This window comes from Streptomyces sp. NPDC048416, assembly GCF_043200435.1.
Classification (GTDB): domain Bacteria; phylum Actinomycetota; class Actinomycetes; order Streptomycetales; family Streptomycetaceae; genus Streptomyces.
Map to the genome: position 1 here is coordinate 290,420 of NZ_JBICXU010000007.1, position 16,244 is coordinate 306,663.

At 71.4% G+C, this 16,244-nt stretch carries 17 protein-coding genes; 5 read left to right on the forward strand and 12 right to left on the reverse strand.

The genetic code is table 11. The features are described from left to right. Nucleotides 1-130: 130 nt before the first annotated feature. On the forward strand, nt 131-1,168 hold the full coding sequence (locus ACGFW5_RS12835) for a LacI family DNA-binding transcriptional regulator (protein WP_393834247.1): 1,038 nt from the start codon (nt 131-133) through the stop codon (nt 1,166-1,168). Between the two features lie 65 nt (nt 1,169-1,233). On the opposite strand, the gene ACGFW5_RS12840 is transcribed toward ACGFW5_RS12835, so the two are convergent. From ACGFW5_RS12840 to ACGFW5_RS12865, 6 genes are all read right to left on the reverse strand, one after another. Beyond that, complete coding sequence (locus ACGFW5_RS12840) at nt 1,234-3,015, reverse strand: serine/threonine-protein kinase (RefSeq protein ID WP_393834216.1); 1,782 nt, start codon at nt 3,013-3,015, stop codon at nt 1,234-1,236. An 88-nt stretch (nt 3,016-3,103) separates the two neighbouring features. Further along, complete coding sequence (locus ACGFW5_RS12845) at nt 3,104-4,402, reverse strand: DUF6986 family protein (RefSeq protein WP_393834217.1); 1,299 nt, start codon at nt 4,400-4,402, stop codon at nt 3,104-3,106. A 162-nt stretch (nt 4,403-4,564) separates the two neighbouring features. After that, complete coding sequence (locus ACGFW5_RS12850; protein ID WP_393834218.1) at nt 4,565-5,527, reverse strand: electron transfer flavoprotein subunit alpha/FixB family protein; 963 nt, start codon at nt 5,525-5,527, stop codon at nt 4,565-4,567. A 102-nt stretch (nt 5,528-5,629) separates the two neighbouring features. Then, nucleotides 5,630-6,415 carry an electron transfer flavoprotein subunit beta/FixA family protein gene (locus ACGFW5_RS12855; protein ID WP_393834219.1) on the reverse strand — a complete coding sequence of 262 codons (786 nt, stop codon included), beginning with the start codon at nt 6,413-6,415 and terminating at the stop codon, nt 5,630-5,632. 199 nt (nt 6,416-6,614) lie between these two features. Beyond that, nucleotides 6,615-7,127: a flavin reductase family protein gene (locus ACGFW5_RS12860; RefSeq protein ID WP_393834220.1), complete on the reverse strand. Its 513-nt coding sequence runs from the start codon at nt 7,125-7,127 to the stop codon at nt 6,615-6,617. A 306-nt stretch (nt 7,128-7,433) separates the two neighbouring features. After that, a complete protein-coding gene (locus ACGFW5_RS12865; RefSeq protein ID WP_393834221.1) occupies nt 7,434-7,757 on the reverse strand; it encodes a TlpA family protein disulfide reductase in 324 nt (107 codons plus the stop codon). 266 nt (nt 7,758-8,023) lie between these two features. On the opposite strand from ACGFW5_RS12865, the gene ACGFW5_RS12870 reads away from it, so the two are divergent. Beyond that, entirely contained in the window at nt 8,024-8,755 is a 732-nt protein-coding gene (locus tag ACGFW5_RS12870) for a lysophospholipid acyltransferase family protein (protein WP_393834222.1), read from the forward strand. A gap of 4 nt (nt 8,756-8,759) precedes the next feature. Here ACGFW5_RS12870 and ACGFW5_RS12875 read toward each other — a convergent pair whose 3' ends face one another. From ACGFW5_RS12875 to ACGFW5_RS12895, 5 genes are all read right to left on the reverse strand, one after another. Further along, a complete protein-coding gene (locus ACGFW5_RS12875; protein ID WP_393834223.1) occupies nt 8,760-9,464 on the reverse strand; it encodes a B3/4 domain-containing protein in 705 nt (234 codons plus the stop codon). 13 nt (nt 9,465-9,477) lie between these two features. After that, the gene (locus ACGFW5_RS12880) at nt 9,478-10,077 is read right to left on the reverse strand and encodes a transglutaminase family protein (protein ID WP_393834224.1); all 600 of its coding nucleotides are present in this window, start codon (nt 10,075-10,077) and stop codon (nt 9,478-9,480) included. An 80-nt stretch (nt 10,078-10,157) separates the two neighbouring features. Beyond that, complete coding sequence (locus tag ACGFW5_RS12885) at nt 10,158-11,219, reverse strand: threonine aldolase family protein (RefSeq protein ID WP_393834225.1); 1,062 nt, start codon at nt 11,217-11,219, stop codon at nt 10,158-10,160. Next, the gene (locus tag ACGFW5_RS12890) at nt 11,216-11,971 is read right to left on the reverse strand and encodes an SDR family NAD(P)-dependent oxidoreductase (RefSeq protein WP_393834226.1); all 756 of its coding nucleotides are present in this window, start codon (nt 11,969-11,971) and stop codon (nt 11,216-11,218) included. The genes ACGFW5_RS12885 and ACGFW5_RS12890 overlap by 4 nt, the downstream gene beginning before the upstream one ends. Before the next feature lie 35 nt (nt 11,972-12,006). After that, complete coding sequence (locus ACGFW5_RS12895; RefSeq protein WP_393834227.1) at nt 12,007-13,407, reverse strand: DUF6421 family protein; 1,401 nt, start codon at nt 13,405-13,407, stop codon at nt 12,007-12,009. A gap of 443 nt (nt 13,408-13,850) precedes the next feature. Between ACGFW5_RS12895 and ACGFW5_RS12900 the strand changes: the two genes are divergently transcribed. From ACGFW5_RS12900 to ACGFW5_RS12910, 3 genes are all read left to right on the forward strand, one after another. Further along, nucleotides 13,851-14,573: a PadR family transcriptional regulator gene (locus ACGFW5_RS12900; RefSeq protein WP_393834228.1), complete on the forward strand. Its 723-nt coding sequence runs from the start codon at nt 13,851-13,853 to the stop codon at nt 14,571-14,573. Between the two features lie 44 nt (nt 14,574-14,617). Continuing rightward, nucleotides 14,618-14,743, forward strand: a complete 126-nt coding sequence (locus tag ACGFW5_RS12905) for a hypothetical protein (RefSeq protein WP_393834229.1) — start codon at nt 14,618-14,620, stop codon at nt 14,741-14,743. A 71-nt stretch (nt 14,744-14,814) separates the two neighbouring features. Continuing rightward, nucleotides 14,815-15,498, forward strand: coding sequence for a glycerophosphodiester phosphodiesterase (locus tag ACGFW5_RS12910; RefSeq protein ID WP_393834230.1), 684 nt, complete (start codon nt 14,815-14,817; stop codon nt 15,496-15,498). Nucleotides 15,499-15,505: 7 nt separating this feature from the next. Here the strand turns inward: ACGFW5_RS12910 and ACGFW5_RS12915 are convergent, their stop codons facing one another. Next, nucleotides 15,506-16,054 (reverse strand): GNAT family N-acetyltransferase, encoded by a 549-nt coding sequence (locus ACGFW5_RS12915; RefSeq protein WP_393834231.1) that lies wholly within the window; start codon nt 16,052-16,054, stop codon nt 15,506-15,508. Between the last annotated feature and the right edge of the window lie 190 nt (nt 16,055-16,244).

Consider the following 16,244-nt stretch of genomic DNA (forward strand, 5'->3'; position numbering starts at 1 on the left):
GTAACAGCAGGTCAAGATGAAAGTCTCCCCGTATGTGACAACGTTGTCCAGGGCCTATGCTCGACGCCACACCACCGCCGTGGCACGCGAGCGCGCCGGACGGCTCCCGACGACGACAGGACAGCGCACTGTGGCCGAGAACGCCCGCCACCCCGAGCACCGCTATGGCAACCGTCCGACGATGAAGGACGTCGCGGCGCGCGCCGGAGTAGGCCTCAAGACGGTGTCCCGGGTGGTCAACGGCGAGGCCGGGGTGACCCCGGACACCGAGCGCCGGGTCCAGGAGGCCATCGAGGCGCTGGGCTTTCGTCGCAATGACAGTGCGCGGGTGCTGCGCAAGGGCAGGACCGCGTCGATCGGGCTGGTGCTCGAAGACCTCGCGGACCCTTTCTACGGGCCGTTGAGCCGGGCCGTGGAGGAGGTCGCGCGGGAGCACGGGGCGCTGCTCATCAACGGTTCGAGCGCCGAGGACCCGGATCGTGAGCAGGAGCTGGTGCTGGCGTTCTGTGCCCGCCGGGTCGACGGGTTGATCGTGATCCCCGCGGGGTCCGACCACCGCTATCTCGAACCGGAGATAAAGGCGGGTGTGGCGACGGTGTTCGTGGACCGGCCGGCGGGGCGGATCGACGCCGACGTGGTGCTGTCCGACAGCTTCGGCGGCGCCCGTGCGGGCGTGGCCCATCTCGTGGCGCACGGTCACCGCAGGATCGGCTTCATCGGTGACCTGCCCCGCATCCACACGGCCACCGAGCGCCTGCGCGGCTATCGCGCGGCGATGGCGGACGCGGGCCTGGCGGTCGAGGACTCCTGGGTGTCGCTGGGGCCGACGTCCCCGGAGCGCGTGCGGGACGCCGCCGAGTCCATGCTGGCCGGTCCGGACGGTGTCACCGCGCTGTTCGCGGGCAACAACCGCGTGACGGTCGCGGTGGTGCGGGTGCTGGCGGGCCGCGAGCGTCCGGTGGCGCTGGTCGGTTTCGACGACATCGAGCTCGCCGATCTGCTCGGGATCACGGTCATCTCGCAGGACGCCGCGACGCTGGGCCGCACGGCGGCGGAACTGCTCTTCCGGCGGCTCGACGGAGCCGATGAGACGCCCGCGCGCGTGGAGCTGCCCACGGTGCTGATCGAGCGGGGGTCGGGCGAGATACGGCCGCCTGCGGACGCGTAGCCCATGGATCGGGGCGGGCGCGGCGGGAAGCGCGGGGTGCGGGGTGCGGGGTGCGGGGTGCGGGGTCAGCAGACCTTGAGGCCCGGCACGGGCTGGTTGTTGTCGCCGCCCTTCACGTAGACGACGCTGACGTACACCTGGGTGTGGCCGCTGTCGTCGTCGGTCCTGGCCCACCAGGTGTTGGTCCACTTCCCGTACGTCTCGCGGCGGCCGAGGTCGCTCTGGCAGTAGAAGTAGTTGGCGCCCGCGTTGAGCACGCCTGCCGCGGCGCCGTCCTGCCGGATCGACTGGGCGGTGCGCCACACCTGGCAGGTGAACCTGCCGCCGGCGATCGGCGAGCAGCTGCCGGCCGGGGGTGCGGCTCCGCCCGCCGTGCCGCCGGGGCCGGTCGTGCCGGGAGCGCCGGGGGCGCTCTTCTTCGGGTCGGGTGACGCGGTGGCCCCGCCCTTGGCGTCGCTCGTCCTGCTCGGGTCGGGCTTGGCGGACGACTTCGCGCTCGAACGCGCCGTGGGTGCGGGCGAGTTGGGCGTGGGTCGTGCGGAGGAGCCGGGCGTGGCCAGGCCTGCCGCGCCGACCTGCTCGTCGGCGGCGCCCGGTGTCGCGTCGGCCGCCGCCCCGGCCGCCCGCTGGGTGCCGCTCGTGTCCCCCTGGCCGAGGAGTGCGTATCCGAGACCGCCGCCGGCAAGCAGGACCGTGGCCGCGCCGGCCGCGATCCATGCCGTGCGCCGGCCGCGCCGCGGGGACGGTCGCGCGGGTGCGATGTCGCGCACGACCGGTCCTGAGGTGTCGTGCCGCTCGGGCGCCGCTCCCGGGACCGGCCCGGCCATCGGTGCGGCCATCGGTGCGGGCGCCGGTCCGAAGCCTTCGGGCCGGTGGGGCAGGGCGTCGCGCACGGTCGCGCTGCGGGGAGCCGCGGCGGGCGGCGCGGTGGCGCGTATCGGTGTGGTCCGCACGGCTGTCGGCGCGGTCGCGCCCTGGCCGGCGGCGACCTCCATGAGCAGCCGGGCCGCGGTCTCAGCGTCGGGCCTGGCTGCCGGGTCCTTGTCCATCAGGCGCGCCAGTACGGGGCCGAGCGGGCCCGCTCGGCGGGCCTCGGGCAGGGGCTCGACCACGATGGCGTTGAGCGTGGACCAGGTGGAGGTGCGGCGGAAGGGTGCGGCGCCCTCGACGGCCGCGTACAGGGTGGCGCCGAGCGCCCAGATGTCGGAGGCGGGCCCCGGGTCCTGTCCCTGGGCCCGTTCGGGCGCCAAGTAGTCCAGGGAGCCGACGAGTTCGCCGCTGCGGGTGAGCTTGCGTATGGGGGTCCCCCCGGCCGAAGGCTGGGGGAGGGTTCCCGAGCCGTCGCCCGGGTCGTCCATGGCGGCGATGCCGAAGTCGGTCAGGACGACGCGGCCCGAGGTGTCGAGCAGGACGTTGCCGGGCTTCACGTCGCGGTGCAGGACGCCGACGCGGTGGGCGGCCGCCAGTGCTTCGAGGACCTTGGCGCCGATGGCCGCGGCCTCGCCCGGCTCAAGGACGCCGCGCTCGCCGAGGACGTCGTCAAGGGAGGGTCCGTCGATGAGCTCCATGACGATGACGGGACGGCCCTGGTGTTCGGTGACGTCGTGGACGGCGACGACCGAGGGGTGGCGGATGCGGGCCGCGGCGCGTGCCTCGCGCTGCATGCGCAGCCGGAGGTCACCGAGTTCGGGCGCGGACGCGTCGTTGTAGGCGCGCAGTTCCTTGACGGCGACATCGCGGCCCAGGACTTCGTCGTGGGCGCGCCATACGACGCCCATGCCGCCGCGGCCCAGCTGCTCGACGACCCGGTACCGGCCGGCCAGTACTCGGCTCTCCCCCGTAGACACCGCTGCCCCGTTCCCCTGTGACGATGTGGTCGCGTACAGAGTACGGGGCGGGTGTGACGGCGCTCCTGGGCGTCCGGTCCCGGTTCGGCTACGGGGCGGTGACGGTCAGGCTGCCGCGGCGGGGCGAGGCGAACGCGTCGAGGTCGGCGCGGGTCAGGCCGGTCAGGCGGGCCACCTCGGCGGTGTCCAGGGCGCCGCAGTCCAGGCCGCGCAGCAGGTAGCCGCTGAGCGCCTTGGCGGTGGCGGGTTCGTCCATGACGTCGCCCTCGGTCTTGGCGACGTACGCCGCGAGGCGTCCGGCGGCCTGCTCCAGGCCCTCGCGGTAGAAGGCGTACACGGCCGCGTAACGCGTCGGCAGGTGGCCGGGGTGCATGTCCCAGCCCTGGTAGTAGGCGCGGGCCAGGGCGCGGCGGGTGAGGCCGTAGTGGAGGCGCCAGGCTTCGTGGACGTGCTCGGTCGAGCCGATGGGCAGCACGTTGGTGGAGCCGTCGGAGACGCGTACGCCGGTGCCGGCGGCGGCGACCTGCATGACGGCCTTGGCGTGGTCCGCGGCGGGGTGGTCACTGGCCTGGTAGGCGGCGGAGACGCCGACGCAGGCGCTGTAGTCGAAGGTGCCGTAGTGCAGGCCGGTGGCGCGGCCCTGGGCGGCGTCGATCATCCTGGCGACGGCGGCGGTGCCGTCGGCGGCCAGGATGGACTGGCTGGTCTCGATCTGGATCTCGAAGCCGAGCCGGCCGTCGGGCAGGCCGTGGGTCTTCTCGAAGGCGGCCAGCAGGCGCACGAAGGCGGTGACCTGCTCGGGGTAGGTCACCTTCGGCAGGGTGAGGACGAGCCCTTCGGGGAGGCCGCCGTGCCGCATGAGGGTGGTGAGGAAGACATCGGTGGTGCGGATGCCGCGGTCGCGGACGGCGGCTTCCATGCACTTCATGCGGATGCCCATGTAGGGGGCGGCGGTGCCGTTCGTGAAGGCTTCGGCGATGAGGCGGGCGGCGCGGGCGGCGTCGGCGTCCTCCTCGGCGTCGGGCCGGGGGCCGTAGCCGTCCTCGAAGTCGACGCGCAGGTCCTCGATGGGCTCGCGGGTCAGCTTGGCGCGCACCCGGTCGTACACGGGCGCCGCGAGCTCGTCGGAGATGCCGAGCACCTTGGCGAAGGAGGCCGCGTCCGGGGCGTGCTCGTCGAGGGCGGCCTGTGCCTGGTCGCCCCAGGAGCGGATGGTGCCCGCCGCGAAGGCGTCGCCGGGTACGTAGACGGTGTGGACGGGCTGGCGGGTGCCGGGGTCGCCCGGGTATCGGCGGGCGAGCTCCTCGTCCACGGCGACGAGCGAAGCGCTGATCTCCTCGCTCACGACGCCGGCGAGGCTCGTTGCCACCTGCTCCTGCTGACCCATCCTGCACCCTCCACACGGTCGAAACTTTTCCGCTTCACGGAATCAATAATCCGTATAGCGAAGTTAATGGGCGGCTTCCCTCGCGTCAATGGTTGTCCGAAACGACCGGGGGCCGCGCGGTGAGGATCACCACGCGGCCCCCGGCCGGACAGATGTCGCAGGTCAGCCCTTGCGGGCGGTGACCTCTTCGGTCAGCTGCGGGACGACCTGGAACAGGTCGCCGACCACGCCGTAGTCGACCAGGTCGAAGATCGGGGCCTCGGCGTCCTTGTTGACGGCCACGATGGTCTTCGAGGTCTGCATGCCGGCCCGGTGCTGGATGGCGCCGGAGATGCCGTTGGCGATGTAGAGCTGCGGCGAGACGGACTTGCCGGTCTGGCCGACCTGGTTGGAGTGCGGGTACCAGCCGGCGTCCACCGCGGCGCGCGAGGCGCCGACGGCCGCGCCGAGCGAGTCGGCAAGGGCCTCGATGATCGCGAAGTTCTCGGCGCCGTTGACGCCGCGGCCGCCGGAGACCACGATCGCGGCCTCGGTCAGCTCGGGGCGGCCGGTCGACTCGCGCGGGGTGCGCGAGGTGACCTTGGTGCCGGTGGCGAGCGCGGAGAAGGTGACCGAAAGGGCCTCGACGGCGCCCGCGGCCGGGGCGGCCTCCACGGCGGCCGAGTTCGGCTTGACCGTGATGACCGGGGTGCCCTTGGAGACACGGGACTTGGTGGTGAAGGAGGCGGCGAACGCGGACTGCGTGGCCACCGGGCCCTCGTCGCCGGCTTCGAGGTCGACGGCGTCGGTGATGATGCCGGAGCCGATGCGGAGCGCGAGGCGGGCCGCGATCTCCTTGCCCTCGGCGGACGAGGGGACGAGCACGGCGGCGGGCGACACGGCCTCGTAGGCGGCCTGGAGCGCGTCCACCTTCGGTACGACGAGGTAGTCGACGAACTCGGGGGCGTCGGCGGTGAGGACCTTGACCGCGCCGTGCTCGGCGAGCGCGGCGGCGGTGTTCTCTGCGCCCGCGCCCAGCGCGACGGCGACCGGCTCGCCGATGCGGCGGGCCAGGGTCAGCAGTTCGAGGGTGGGCTTGCGGACGGCGCCGTCCACGTGGTCGACGTAGACCAGAACTTCAGCCATGGGACTTCAATCTCCTGCAAGTGCGAAGAAAAGGCGGGCAGTTGAGGGGCAGGCTCGGCGAGCCGCAAGTGCGGGCGGCCCGGTGTTCTCGGGCCGGGGCACTTAGATGAACTTCTGGCTCGCGAGGTACTCGGCCAGCTGCTTGCCGCCCTCGCCCTCGTCCTTGACGATCGTGCCGGCCGTGCGGGCCGGACGCGCGGACGCGGAGTCGACCGCGGTCCAGGAACCTTCGAGGCCGACCTCGTCGGCCTCCAGGTCCAGGTCACCCAGGTCCAGCGCCTCGACCGGCTTCTTCTTGGCGGCCATGATGCCCTTGAAGGACGGGTAGCGGGCCTCGCCCGACTGGTCCGTCACCGACACGACGGCCGGCAGCGAGGCCTCCAGCTGCTCGGACGCGGCGTCGCCGTCGCGGCGGCCCTTGACGGTGCCGCCCTCGACCGAGACCTCGGAGAGCAGCGTGACCTGCGGGACGCCCAGTCGCTCCGCGAGCAGCGCGGGCAGCACGCCCATGGTGCCGTCGGTGGACGCCATGCCGCAGATGACCAGGTCGTAGCCGGTCTTCTCGACGGCCTTGGCCAGGACCAGCGAGGTGCCGATCACGTCGGTGCCGTGCAGGTCGTCGTCCTCAACGTGGACGGCCTTGTCGGCGCCCATGGAGAGCGCCTTGCGCAGGGCGTCCTTGGCGTCCTCGGGGCCGACGGTCAGCACGGTGATCTCCGCGTCATCCGCTTCGTCGGCGATCTGCAAGGCCTGCTCGACCGCGTACTCGTCGAGCTCCGAAAGGAGGCCGTCGACGTCGTCGCGGTCGACGGTCAGGTCATCGGCGAAGTGCCGGTCGCCGGTGGCGTCGGGCACGTACTTCACACAGACAACGATCCTCAAGCTCACGCCGGCTCTCCTACTGCATCGTCATTTCTGGGCTGCCTTGATGCACGCAGCATAGGCGCCTGATGGGGCGGTTTCCGGTCGGGGCGACCGGCGCTCCGATCGAAATATTACTCGTCAGTACACCCAGCTTGTTCCCCGTAAGCAAGCGCTTTGAACTGTGACGTTGCCAACGCTGAGTAATCGCTCCTGTGAGGAACTTTCAGTCACGCAGCGCGTTGAAGCGGCCCTGGTGGTAGAGCAGGGGCCGGCCGGCGGCGCCCGCCGGGTCGCCCGCGACCACCTGGCCGAGCACGATGCGGTGGTCGCCCGCCGGGACCCGGGCCACCACCTTGCAGACCAGCCAGGCCAGGACGCCGCCGAGCACGGGCACGCCCTCGGGGCCGGTGTGCCAGTCGGTGGGCGGGCCGAACCGGTCGGCGCCGCTGCGGGCGAAGGTGGCGGCCAGGTCCTGCTGATGCTCGCCGAGTATGTGCACGCCGACGTGTCCGGTCTCGGCCACGACCGGCCAGCTGGAGGAGCCGGTGCCGATCCCGAAGGAGATCAAGGGGGGTTCGGCGGCCACGGAGTTGAGAGAGGTGGCGGTGAAGCCGACCGGGTGGCCGCCGCGCTGGGCGGTGATCACCGCGACGCCCGCCGCGTGCCGGCGAAAGACCGACTTCAGCAGGTCGGGAGAGGCTGTTCGGGGGGTACCGAGCTCGGGTGAGGCGGTCATGGAACTGTCCTTCTGCGGTGAGTGCGACAAGGGCTGCGGGTCTTCAGCAGCCCGGACAGCGCGCGCTCGCGTCGCGAGCGGGGTCCCCGTGGGCGCGCCCCTGGAGAACATGGAGAAGGAGGTCTCTCGGCACGCCGTCAGACTGTCGAGGTGCCGCTTCCCCAGTCAAGTGCCTGCCGGGATGTGGGAGATCACTCACTGCGCGGCGCGGCGCCGGGCGCGCCCGGGACCTCCTCGCACGCACCGCGGGTCTCCTCGCACGCACCGCGGGTCTCCTCGCGCGCGCCGGGGGCCTCCGCGCGCCGTTCACACCGCCTGCCCGAGCGCGGCGATGACGTCCGCGCGGCGCGGCTGCCCGCTCGCCCGGCGCACGATCACACCGTGCGCGTCGAGCACGAGCACCGTCGGAGTGCGCTCGATCTTCAGCTCGCGTACGAGGGCGAGCTGTTTCTCGGCGTCGATCTCCACATGGGCGACGCCGTCCACCATCGCGGCGACCTCCGCCAGGGTGCGCCGGGTCGCCCGGCAGGGCTGGCAGAAGGCGCTGGAGAACTGCACCAGCGTGGCCCGCCGCCCGAGCCCGGTCCCCAACTCGGCCTCGCCGAGCCTGTGCCCGCCGTCGTCCTTCACGCCGTCTCCCACCGCCCGCGCCCTCCCCGCCTCTTCACACGGCCACTACCTGCCCTGTCGTACGGTTGCAGCGCGCATCGGTCCGTATTGATTCCCGGGACTCGGGCCTGCGAAGACGTGATGAGAATTACGCCCGCGCCCGGTGTCAGGACTGGCCGGTCCGGCGCGCATCGGGCACCATCTGTGCCCAAAGCCTAAAACCTACGGCTGCGTAACTTATTTCTCCGGGAGCACCCTCCCCGGGCACACGAAGGGTCTCCCCTGAGATGGCAGAACTCGTCTATCGACCGGTCATCGGCGCCGCACGCGCGATGTTCAAGGCGCTCGACCTGAAGATCGACACCCAGGGTTCGGAGAACATCCCGCGTACCGGCGGAGCCGTGCTCGTCAGCAACCACATCAGCTATCTGGACTTCATCTTCACGGGCCTCGCCGCGCTGCCGCAGAAGCGGCTCGTGCGGTTCATGGCCAAGGAGTCGGTGTTCCGGCACAAGGTCTCCGGCCCGCTGATGCGCGGCATGAAGCACATTCCGGTGGACCGCAAGCAGGGCGAGGACGCCTACCAGCACGCGCTGGCCTCGTTGCGTTCCGGTGAGGTGATCGGTGTGTTCCCGGAGGCGACGATCTCGCAGTCCTTCACGCTGAAGAGCTTCAAGTCGGGCGCGGCAAGGCTGGCCCAGGAGGCCGGCGTACCGCTGATCCCGATGGCCCTGTGGGGCACCCAGCGGGTCTGGACCAAGGGACGGCCGCGCAACTTCAGGCGCAGCCACATCCCGGTCACCATCCGTGTCGGCGAGCCCGTGGAGGCACCCGCCGACCAGTACGCGGGCGCCATCACACGGCGGCTGCGCGAGCGCTGCCAGGAGCTGCTCGAAGCCGCCCAGCGCGCCTATCCCGTACGCCCCAAGGACGCCGGCGACACCTGGTGGGTGCCGGCGCACCTGGGCGGCACGGCCCCGACGCCCGAGCAGGTCAAGAGCCGCGAGGCGACGGGCTGAATCGTCACTCCCCCACGGTCGCGGCGACCGGGGCGTGGACGGTGACCCGCGCCCCGGGGCTGAACTTCTCCAGGAGCTCGGCCAGTTCGGCGCCCGCGGCGACGAGGTCGCAGTGCGGCGCCATGCCCTCCAGGAGGAAGAGCGCGTTGGTGGTCTCCTCGGTGAGCCTGGTGCGTACGCCCTGACGCCAGTTCCAGCGGCGGCAGGTGACGCCCTCGTCGTCGCGCCACACCACTTCGCCGGCGTCGGGGTGCTCGATCGTCTCCTCGCCGCCGGCGACGGTGTGGAACGGCTCGTCGCCGGCGGCCCGCACCAGGCGCATCGACCCCTTGATGTGGTCCGTGTCCTCGCCGCCGACCGGCACCAGGTGGGCGACGCTGATCGCGTTGTACACGTCGACGAGGCGGTTGATGCGCGGCAGGCCGCCGTCGGCCAGGGCCCGCTTGGCGAGCGCTTCCGCGGAGTTGCGGGTGCGGTTCGGCTTGGAGCCGAAGGCGGTGTACGCGGCGCGCCAGGCGGCCACATGGGGGTCCTCGTGCGGGGCCCGGCCGGCAAGGCGCTCGGTGAGCCGACGGGTGGCGTCGTCCAGCAGCGCCGAACTCGCCTCGTCGCTGGGCGCGTTGACGAGTCCGTAGGCCTCGACTGCGACGTGGGTGAAGCCGGGCGCGATGGCCAGGACGTCGTCGGACACGGTGAGCGTGAGCGTCATGACGGGGGGTGCCTCACAGTTCGGTCGGGTAGATCGGCCACAGCGCCGAGCGGTCGGGCGCGGTGCGCAGAGCGCTCAGGACCGCCGGATGGGGTACATCGTAAAGCGCCGGATAGTCCAGTTCACTGAACTCCGGTCGAACCTGCCATGCCAGGCGCTCCTCGTCGAGCGAGAACTGGGCGTCGACCCCCGGCTTGTTGCCCCGCGCGTCCACGCGCGCCCACGCCTCGGTGCCCGGCAGCCGCAGGGCGACGAGGCCGTGCACGAGGGGGTGGGAGCCGTCGTCGTCGGCGAGCCTTTGATAGCAGAGCGCGGCGGGGATGCGTTCGGCGCGCAGCAGGGCGGCGAGGGCGTGTGATGTGGCGCAGCAGATGCCCGTACGCGTGGCGATGACGTCCGAGGCCCGCCAGGTCACCCGCGGGTCCCCGGAGTCCTGGGAGTGCGCGATCTCGTCCCGTACGAAGGTGTAGGCGGCCTTGGCGTATGCGTATGCGTCGGCGGCTCCGGATGCGAGGCGGGCGGCCGTCTCGCGGACCAGCGGGTGGCGATGGTCGATGACGTCGTCCGCGGCGAGGTAGGCCGAGAGTTGGGGGGTGCGCTGGGTGAGCTCCATGGCACGGGAGCGTACGAATGCGGCCGGCCGCGAGTCAATGACTTTACGGCCGACCGCATAAATATTCGGCATGTCGCGTGCTAGCGCGCCATTTCCTCCTTGAGTGCCATCAGGAAGCCGTCCACGTCGTCCTCGGTGGTGTCGAAGGAGCACATCCAGCGGACGTCTCCCGCCGACTCGTCCCAGAAGTAGAAGCGGTAGCGCTGTTGCAGGCGCACGCTCACGTCGTGCGGGAGCCGCGCGAACACCGCGTTGGCCTGCACCTCGTGGAGGATGTCCACCCCGTCGAGCTGGCGCACCCCTTCGGCGAGGCGCTGGGCCATCGCATTGGAGTGGCGGGCGTTGCGCAGCCACAGGTCCTTGGCGAGCAGCGCCTCCAACTGCACCGACACGAAGCGCATCTTGGAGGCGAGCTGCATGGACATCTTGCGGATGTGCTTCATCTGGCGGACCGCGTCGGGGTTCAGGACGACGATCGCCTCGCCGAAGAGCATCCCGTTCTTGGTGCCGCCGAACGACAGGACGTCCACGCCGACCGCGTTGGTGAAGGTGCGCATCGGCACGTTCAGCGAGGCGGCCGCATTGGATATCCGCGCCCCGTCGAGGTGGACCTTCATGCCGCGCTCGTGGGCGTGGTCGCAGATGGCCTTGATCTCGTCGGGCGTGTAGACCGTGCCCAGCTCGGTGTTCTGGGTGATCGAGACGACCTGCGGCATCGCACGGTGCTCGTCCTCCCAGCCCCAGGCCTGCCGGTCGATGAGCTCGGGCGTCAGCTTGCCGTCGGGCGTGGCCACGGTGAGCAGCTTGAGACCGGCCATGCGCTCCGGGGCGCCGCCCTCGTCCACGTTGATGTGCGCGCTCTCGGCGCACACCACGGCGCCCCAGCGGTCGGTCAGCGCCTGGAGGGCGGTGACGTTGGCGCCGGTCCCGTTGAACACGGGGAAGGCCTCGGCGCTCGCGCCGAAGTGGCTGTGCATGACGCGCTGGAGGTGGTCGGTGTAGTCGTCCTCGCCGTAGGCGATCTGATGGCCGCCGTTGGCGAGGGAGAGGGCGGCGAGGATTTCCGGGTGCGCGCCGGCGTAGTTGTCGCTGGCGAAGCCGCGCACCGCCGGGTCGTGGTGCGCTCGCGCGTCCGTCCTCACGGCTTGGGGGTCAGCCACAGGCGCTGTCCGTTCACTTCCTGGGCGGGCTTGTCCCAGACTCCGGCGATGGCATCCGCCAGCTCCGTGACGTCGGTGAAGCCCGCGAACTTCGCATTGGGTCGCTCGGCGCGCATCGCGTCGTGCACCAGTGCCTTGATCACCAGGATCGCAGCAGCGGCCTGCGGGCCGTCGGCGCCCTGGGCGATCCCCGCCTTGCGGAACGCGTCGCCGAGCGCGAGCGTCCATGCCTCGGCGGCGGCCTTGCCTGCGTTGTACGCGGCGTTGTTCGCGGTGGGCTTGTGCGCGCCGGACTGGCTGATCAGCACGAACCGGCCGCGGTCGCTGCGCAGCAGCCCGTCGTGGAAGGCGAGGGAGGTGTGCTGCACCGTCTTGACCAGCAGCTTCTCCAGGAGCTCCCAGTCGGCGAGGTCGGTCTCGGGGAAGGAGGTGCTGCCGCGCCAGCCGCCCACGAGGTGGACCATGCCGTCGACGCGTCCGAAGTCCTTCTGGATGCGGTCGGCCCAGTCGCGCGTGGCCTGGAGGTCGAGGAGGTCCACGGTGTCGCCGGTGACGGTGGCCCCGCCGTGTGCGTAGCGCGCGGCGTCCACCGCCTCGGCCAGGCGCTCGGCGTTCGCGTCGGAGCCCACGACGACCGCGCCCGCCTCGGCGAGCCGCAGCAGGGCGGCCCGGCCTGCGGGCCCTGCCGCGCCGGCCACGGCGATGACGGCGCCGTTGAGAGGTCCGTTGTTCATTTTCCTCGCCCCTTCCGAACCTTCCGTACGAGAGCTCACGCGGCGGCCTCGATGGGAGCGGAAGCGGCGGTGATCCCCTTGGTGGAGGCGATCACGTTCTTCAGCTTCTTGGAGAGCGCCTCATAGAACATGCTGAGCGGAAACTCGTCGGGAAGCACATCGTCGACGAGCTTGCGGGGCGGCTGCGTCACGTCCAGGGCGTCGGGACCCTTGGCCCAGCGGGATCCCGGGTGCGGGGCGAGGTAGGTGGAGACCAGGTCGTACGCCGCGAACCAGTGGACGAGCTTGGGCCGGTCGATGCCGTCGCGGTACAGCTTCTCGATCTCGGCGCACAGCTGGTTGGTGACCTGCGGGGCACGGTCCCAGTCGATGTGCAGCTTGTTGTCGGTCCAGCGCACCACGTCGTGCTTGTGCAGGTAGGCGAAGAGGAGCTGGCCGCCGAGCCCGTCGTAGTTGCGGACGCGGTCGCCGGAGACCGGGAAGCGGAACATCCGGTCGAAGAGGACCGCGTACTGCACGTCGCGGCCGTGCCGGTTGCCCTCGGCGTCCAGCTTCACGGCCTCCTTGAAGGCGGTGAGGTCGCAGCGCAGCTCTTCGAGGCCGTACATCCAGAACGGCTGGCGCTGCTTGATCATGAAGGGGTCGAACGGCAGGTCGCCGTGGCTGTGGGTGCGGTCGTGGACCATGTCCCAGAGCACGAAGGCCTGCTCGCAGCGCTTCTGGTCGGCCACCATCTCCCGGATGTCCTCGGGCAGTTCGAGCCCGAGGATGCCGACGGACGCCTCGGTGACGGCGCGGAAGCGGGCGGCCTCGCGGTCGCAGAAGATGCCGCCCCAGGTGAAGCGCTCGGGGGCCTCGCGCACGGCGATCGTCTCGGGGAACAGCACCGCCGAGTGGGTGTCGTAGCCCGCGGTGAAGTCCTCGAAGGTGATGCCGCAGAACAGCGGGTTGTCGTAGCGGGTGGCTTCGAGCTCGGCCAGCCACTCGGGCCAGACCATGCGCAGCACGACGGCTTCGAGGTTGCGGTCCGGGTTGCCGTTCTGCGTGTACATGGGGAAAACGACCAGGCGCTGGAGTCCGTCGGCGCGGTCGGCGGCCGGGTGGAAGCACATCAGCGAGTCCAGGAAGTCCGGCACGCCGAAGGCGCTGTCGGCCCATTTACGCAGGTCACCCACCAGCGCGCGGTGATAGGGCTCGTCGTGGGGCAGCAGCGGCGACAGCTCCTCCACGGCCGCTATCACCTGGTCGACGGTGGCCTCGACGACGGCGCGGGGCGGTGCGCCCTCGGCGTCGAAGTCGATGGATCCGTCCTTGGACTGCCAGGGCCTGATCTCCTCGACGGCATTCTTGAGCGCGGGCCATGCGGGGTGATCGATCACCCGCCGGTCGGCTGTTGCGCCTTCCACGGCCGGATCCTGCACAAGAATTTCCGTCATGTCACTTCCTCCACAGGAGAACCTAGCGTCAGGACACCGTATCCGTGTTCGGTTCTTCCGCTCAAGAGGGGGATCAGTAAATTATCCTGCGCACCTTCCGCTGAACCGCTCTTCTTCCTGCGCTGGCGCAATGGTGCGGCGATGGCTGCGGTATGGCGGAGCCATCACCGCAGCGACCCCGACACCGAGGGCCCATGGCCCGGTGGGGCCCGCGGCGCCCGACACGCACGGCACCGGGGGCCGGGACCGCGACGACCTTGGCCGGATCCGGGCCCGCGCACCGGCGCGACGCCGTCCAGTACGCCGTCCAGTACGCCGTCCGGTACGCCGTCCAAGCGCCGCTCCGGCGGTGGAATCCGCCAATCCGCCTGCGCGGATCACGGACGATCTCACGGGCGGGGAGGGGGTTGTATCCGCGTCCCGCGCTCACTTCAATGCGCCCTATGGCCAGTCGTCAGGTTCCCCACGGGCAAGAGACCGAGCGGCCGTTGCCGCCGACGGCATGGGCGGTGCTCGGCCTGCTCTCGTTCCCCGGTGAGCGGACCGGGTACGAACTCAAGAAGTGGGCCGACGCGTCGCTGCGCTTCTTCTACTGGTCTCCCGCGCTCAGCCAGATCTACGCCGAACTGCGCCGCCTGGAGGCCCGCGGGTACGCCACATCGCGGCGCTCGGGGCCCGAGGAGCCGCGCACCAAGCGGCGGTACGCGATCAGCGCTGCCGGCCGCAGCGCGCTCGCCCGCTGGGCGGACGCGGCCGACGCGGGCGGCCCACCCGTCCTCAAGCATCCCCTGGTGCTGCGGATCTGGCTCGGCCACCTCGCGGCGCCCGAGCGGCTGCGCCGCCTCGTCGAGGATCACCTGGTCCGCACCGAAGTCCAGCTGGAGGAGGTGCGGGCCGCGCTGGCCCGCACCGAGGACCACCCTCACTGGGCGCATCCGCGCATCGCGCTGCGCTGGAGCGAGCTGCGGGAGCTGGCCGAGCTTGAGCTCGCGCGGGCGATGCTCGCCGACCTCGACCGGCTGGCGCCGCCCGAGGGTGCGGAACCGGACCCGGGCGACGGATGGCCCGGCCCGGGACGAGACCGGGACGCCCGGCGCGTCAAGGGCGAAACGAATCGCCCACGGGCGGGTGACGCGAGGTGGCAGAGCAGGGGTGTCCGCAGGTAGGACGGACTCCTTCCGTCCCTCGCACGCATCCCGGAGCCGCGCCCATGAGCACCCGCGCCGTCCTTGTCGCAGCCATCGTCACCGGCTTCATCCTCGCGATCGCGTCAACCCGGGCGGACACTCCCGACGGCCCGCGCGAGCCGGGGTCCGTAGCGGTGGCGGGCCGTTAGGCTGCGCCTGCCGCGTGCGCACGGGACCGCTTCGCGCGCGCATACCGCCGTCGACGGAAGCGAGGCCTGTCTTGACGTTCCTCACCATCGGTCATCGCGGGGTCATGGGTGTCGAGCCGGAGAACACCCTGCGTTCCTTCGTCCGCGCAGAACGCGCGGGCATGGACGTCATCGAACTCGATCTGCACCTCAGCAAGGACGGCGCCCTCGTCGTCATGCACGACGCCGAGGTCGACCGCACCACGGACGGCAGGGGCCCCGTCGGGGAGATGACCCTCGCCGAGCTGCGCGAGCTGGACGCGGGTCAGGGCGAACGCGTCCCCGTGTTCGAGGAAGTGCTCGACGCGGTACGGACCCCGCTCCAGGCAGAGATCAAGGACATCGCCGCGGCCCGCTCGCTCGCCGAGGTGATCGAGCGGCGCGACCTGGTGGGCCGGGTCGAGGTCCTGTCGTTCCACGACACGGCGCTCGCCGAGATCGCCTCCCTGGTGCCCGGCGTACGCACCGGGCTCGTGGACGACGACTGGGGCCACGACGTCGTCGACCGGGCCCTGGCCGTCGGCGCGAAGAGCCTGGTCCTGAGCATCGGCCGGCTCACCCTGGAAACAGTCGAGCGGGCCCACGCGGCCGGCCTCAGGGTGATCGGCTGGACCGTGAACACCCAGGACCACCTGCGTCTGGTGCGCGCCCTGCAACTGGACGGCGCCACGACCGACTATCCTGAGATCCGCCGCACCGGCCGCTTCACCGCGTAGCCGCGGCTCAGCCCAGCGGCTTGACCAGAAGCTCGAAGGCAAGATCGTCGCGCTGCGGCAGCCCGAAGCGCTCGTCGCCGTACGGGAAGGGCGTCATCCTTCCCGTACGGCGGTAACCGCGCCGCTCGTAGAAGGCGATGAGCTCTTCGCGCACCGAGATCACCGTCATGTGCATCTCGCTCACCCCCCACTGCGTCCGCACGACGCGCTCCGCCTCGGCGATGACCTGCTTCCCGAGACCCGCGCCCTGGAGCGCGGGAGAGACCGCGAACATGCCGAAGTACGCCACGTCGCCCCGGTGTTCCAGCTGGCAGCAGGCCACCAGCACGCCGTCCCGCGTCACCGTGAGCAGCTTGCTGCCCGGCGTCGTGATGACCGCGCGGACCCCGTCCGGGTCGGTGCGCTGCCCCCGCAGGATGTCCGCCTCGGTGGTCCAGCCGGCGCGGCTCGCGTCCCCGCGATAGGCCGACTCGATGAGCGGCACCAACGCCTCGACGTCGGCTTCCGTGGCGTCCCGGTAGCTCAGCTCCGCTGCGGCGCGGGCGGCGGTGTCCATGGTGCGGTCTCCCTGCTGATCGGTTGCGCTGGGCGGCGCCTTGAGCGTAACGCGGGGGCCGGGCCCCGCGAGAGCGGCAGGATCCGGACGAAAGGCCCTAGACGAGTCATTCCGAATGCTGACGGTGCGTCCGGGAACGCGGACAGGGCGTCCAAGATCGTTGTGTGACGAACAACCTGGACGCCCTGCT

What these genes read in the sequence shown, in the direction of transcription:
- ACGFW5_RS12845 (WP_393834217.1), bottom strand. Translation starts at nt 4,402, where the DNA reads ATGGGTCAGCAGGAGCAGGTGGCAACGAGCCTCGCCGGCGTCGTGAGC.
- ACGFW5_RS12850 (WP_393834218.1), bottom strand. Translation starts at nt 5,527, where the DNA reads ATGGCTGAAGTTCTGGTCTACGTCGACCACGTGGACGGCGCCGTCCGC.
- ACGFW5_RS12860 (WP_393834220.1), bottom strand. Translation starts at nt 7,127, where the DNA reads ATGACCGCCTCACCCGAGCTCGGTACCCCCCGAACAGCCTCTCCCGAC.
- ACGFW5_RS12870 (WP_393834222.1), top strand. Translation starts at nt 8,024, where the DNA reads ATGGCAGAACTCGTCTATCGACCGGTCATCGGCGCCGCACGCGCGATG.
- ACGFW5_RS12875 (WP_393834223.1), bottom strand. Translation starts at nt 9,464, where the DNA reads ATGACGCTCACGCTCACCGTGTCCGACGACGTCCTGGCCATCGCGCCC.
- ACGFW5_RS12880 (WP_393834224.1), bottom strand. Translation starts at nt 10,077, where the DNA reads ATGGAGCTCACCCAGCGCACCCCCCAACTCTCGGCCTACCTCGCCGCG.
- ACGFW5_RS12890 (WP_393834226.1), bottom strand. Translation starts at nt 11,971, where the DNA reads ATGAACAACGGACCTCTCAACGGCGCCGTCATCGCCGTGGCCGGCGCG.
- ACGFW5_RS12895 (WP_393834227.1), bottom strand. Translation starts at nt 13,407, where the DNA reads ATGACGGAAATTCTTGTGCAGGATCCGGCCGTGGAAGGCGCAACAGCC.
- ACGFW5_RS12900 (WP_393834228.1), top strand. Translation starts at nt 13,851, where the DNA reads ATGGCCAGTCGTCAGGTTCCCCACGGGCAAGAGACCGAGCGGCCGTTG.
- ACGFW5_RS12905 (WP_393834229.1), top strand. Translation starts at nt 14,618, where the DNA reads ATGAGCACCCGCGCCGTCCTTGTCGCAGCCATCGTCACCGGCTTCATC.
- ACGFW5_RS12915 (WP_393834231.1), bottom strand. Translation starts at nt 16,054, where the DNA reads ATGGACACCGCCGCCCGCGCCGCAGCGGAGCTGAGCTACCGGGACGCC.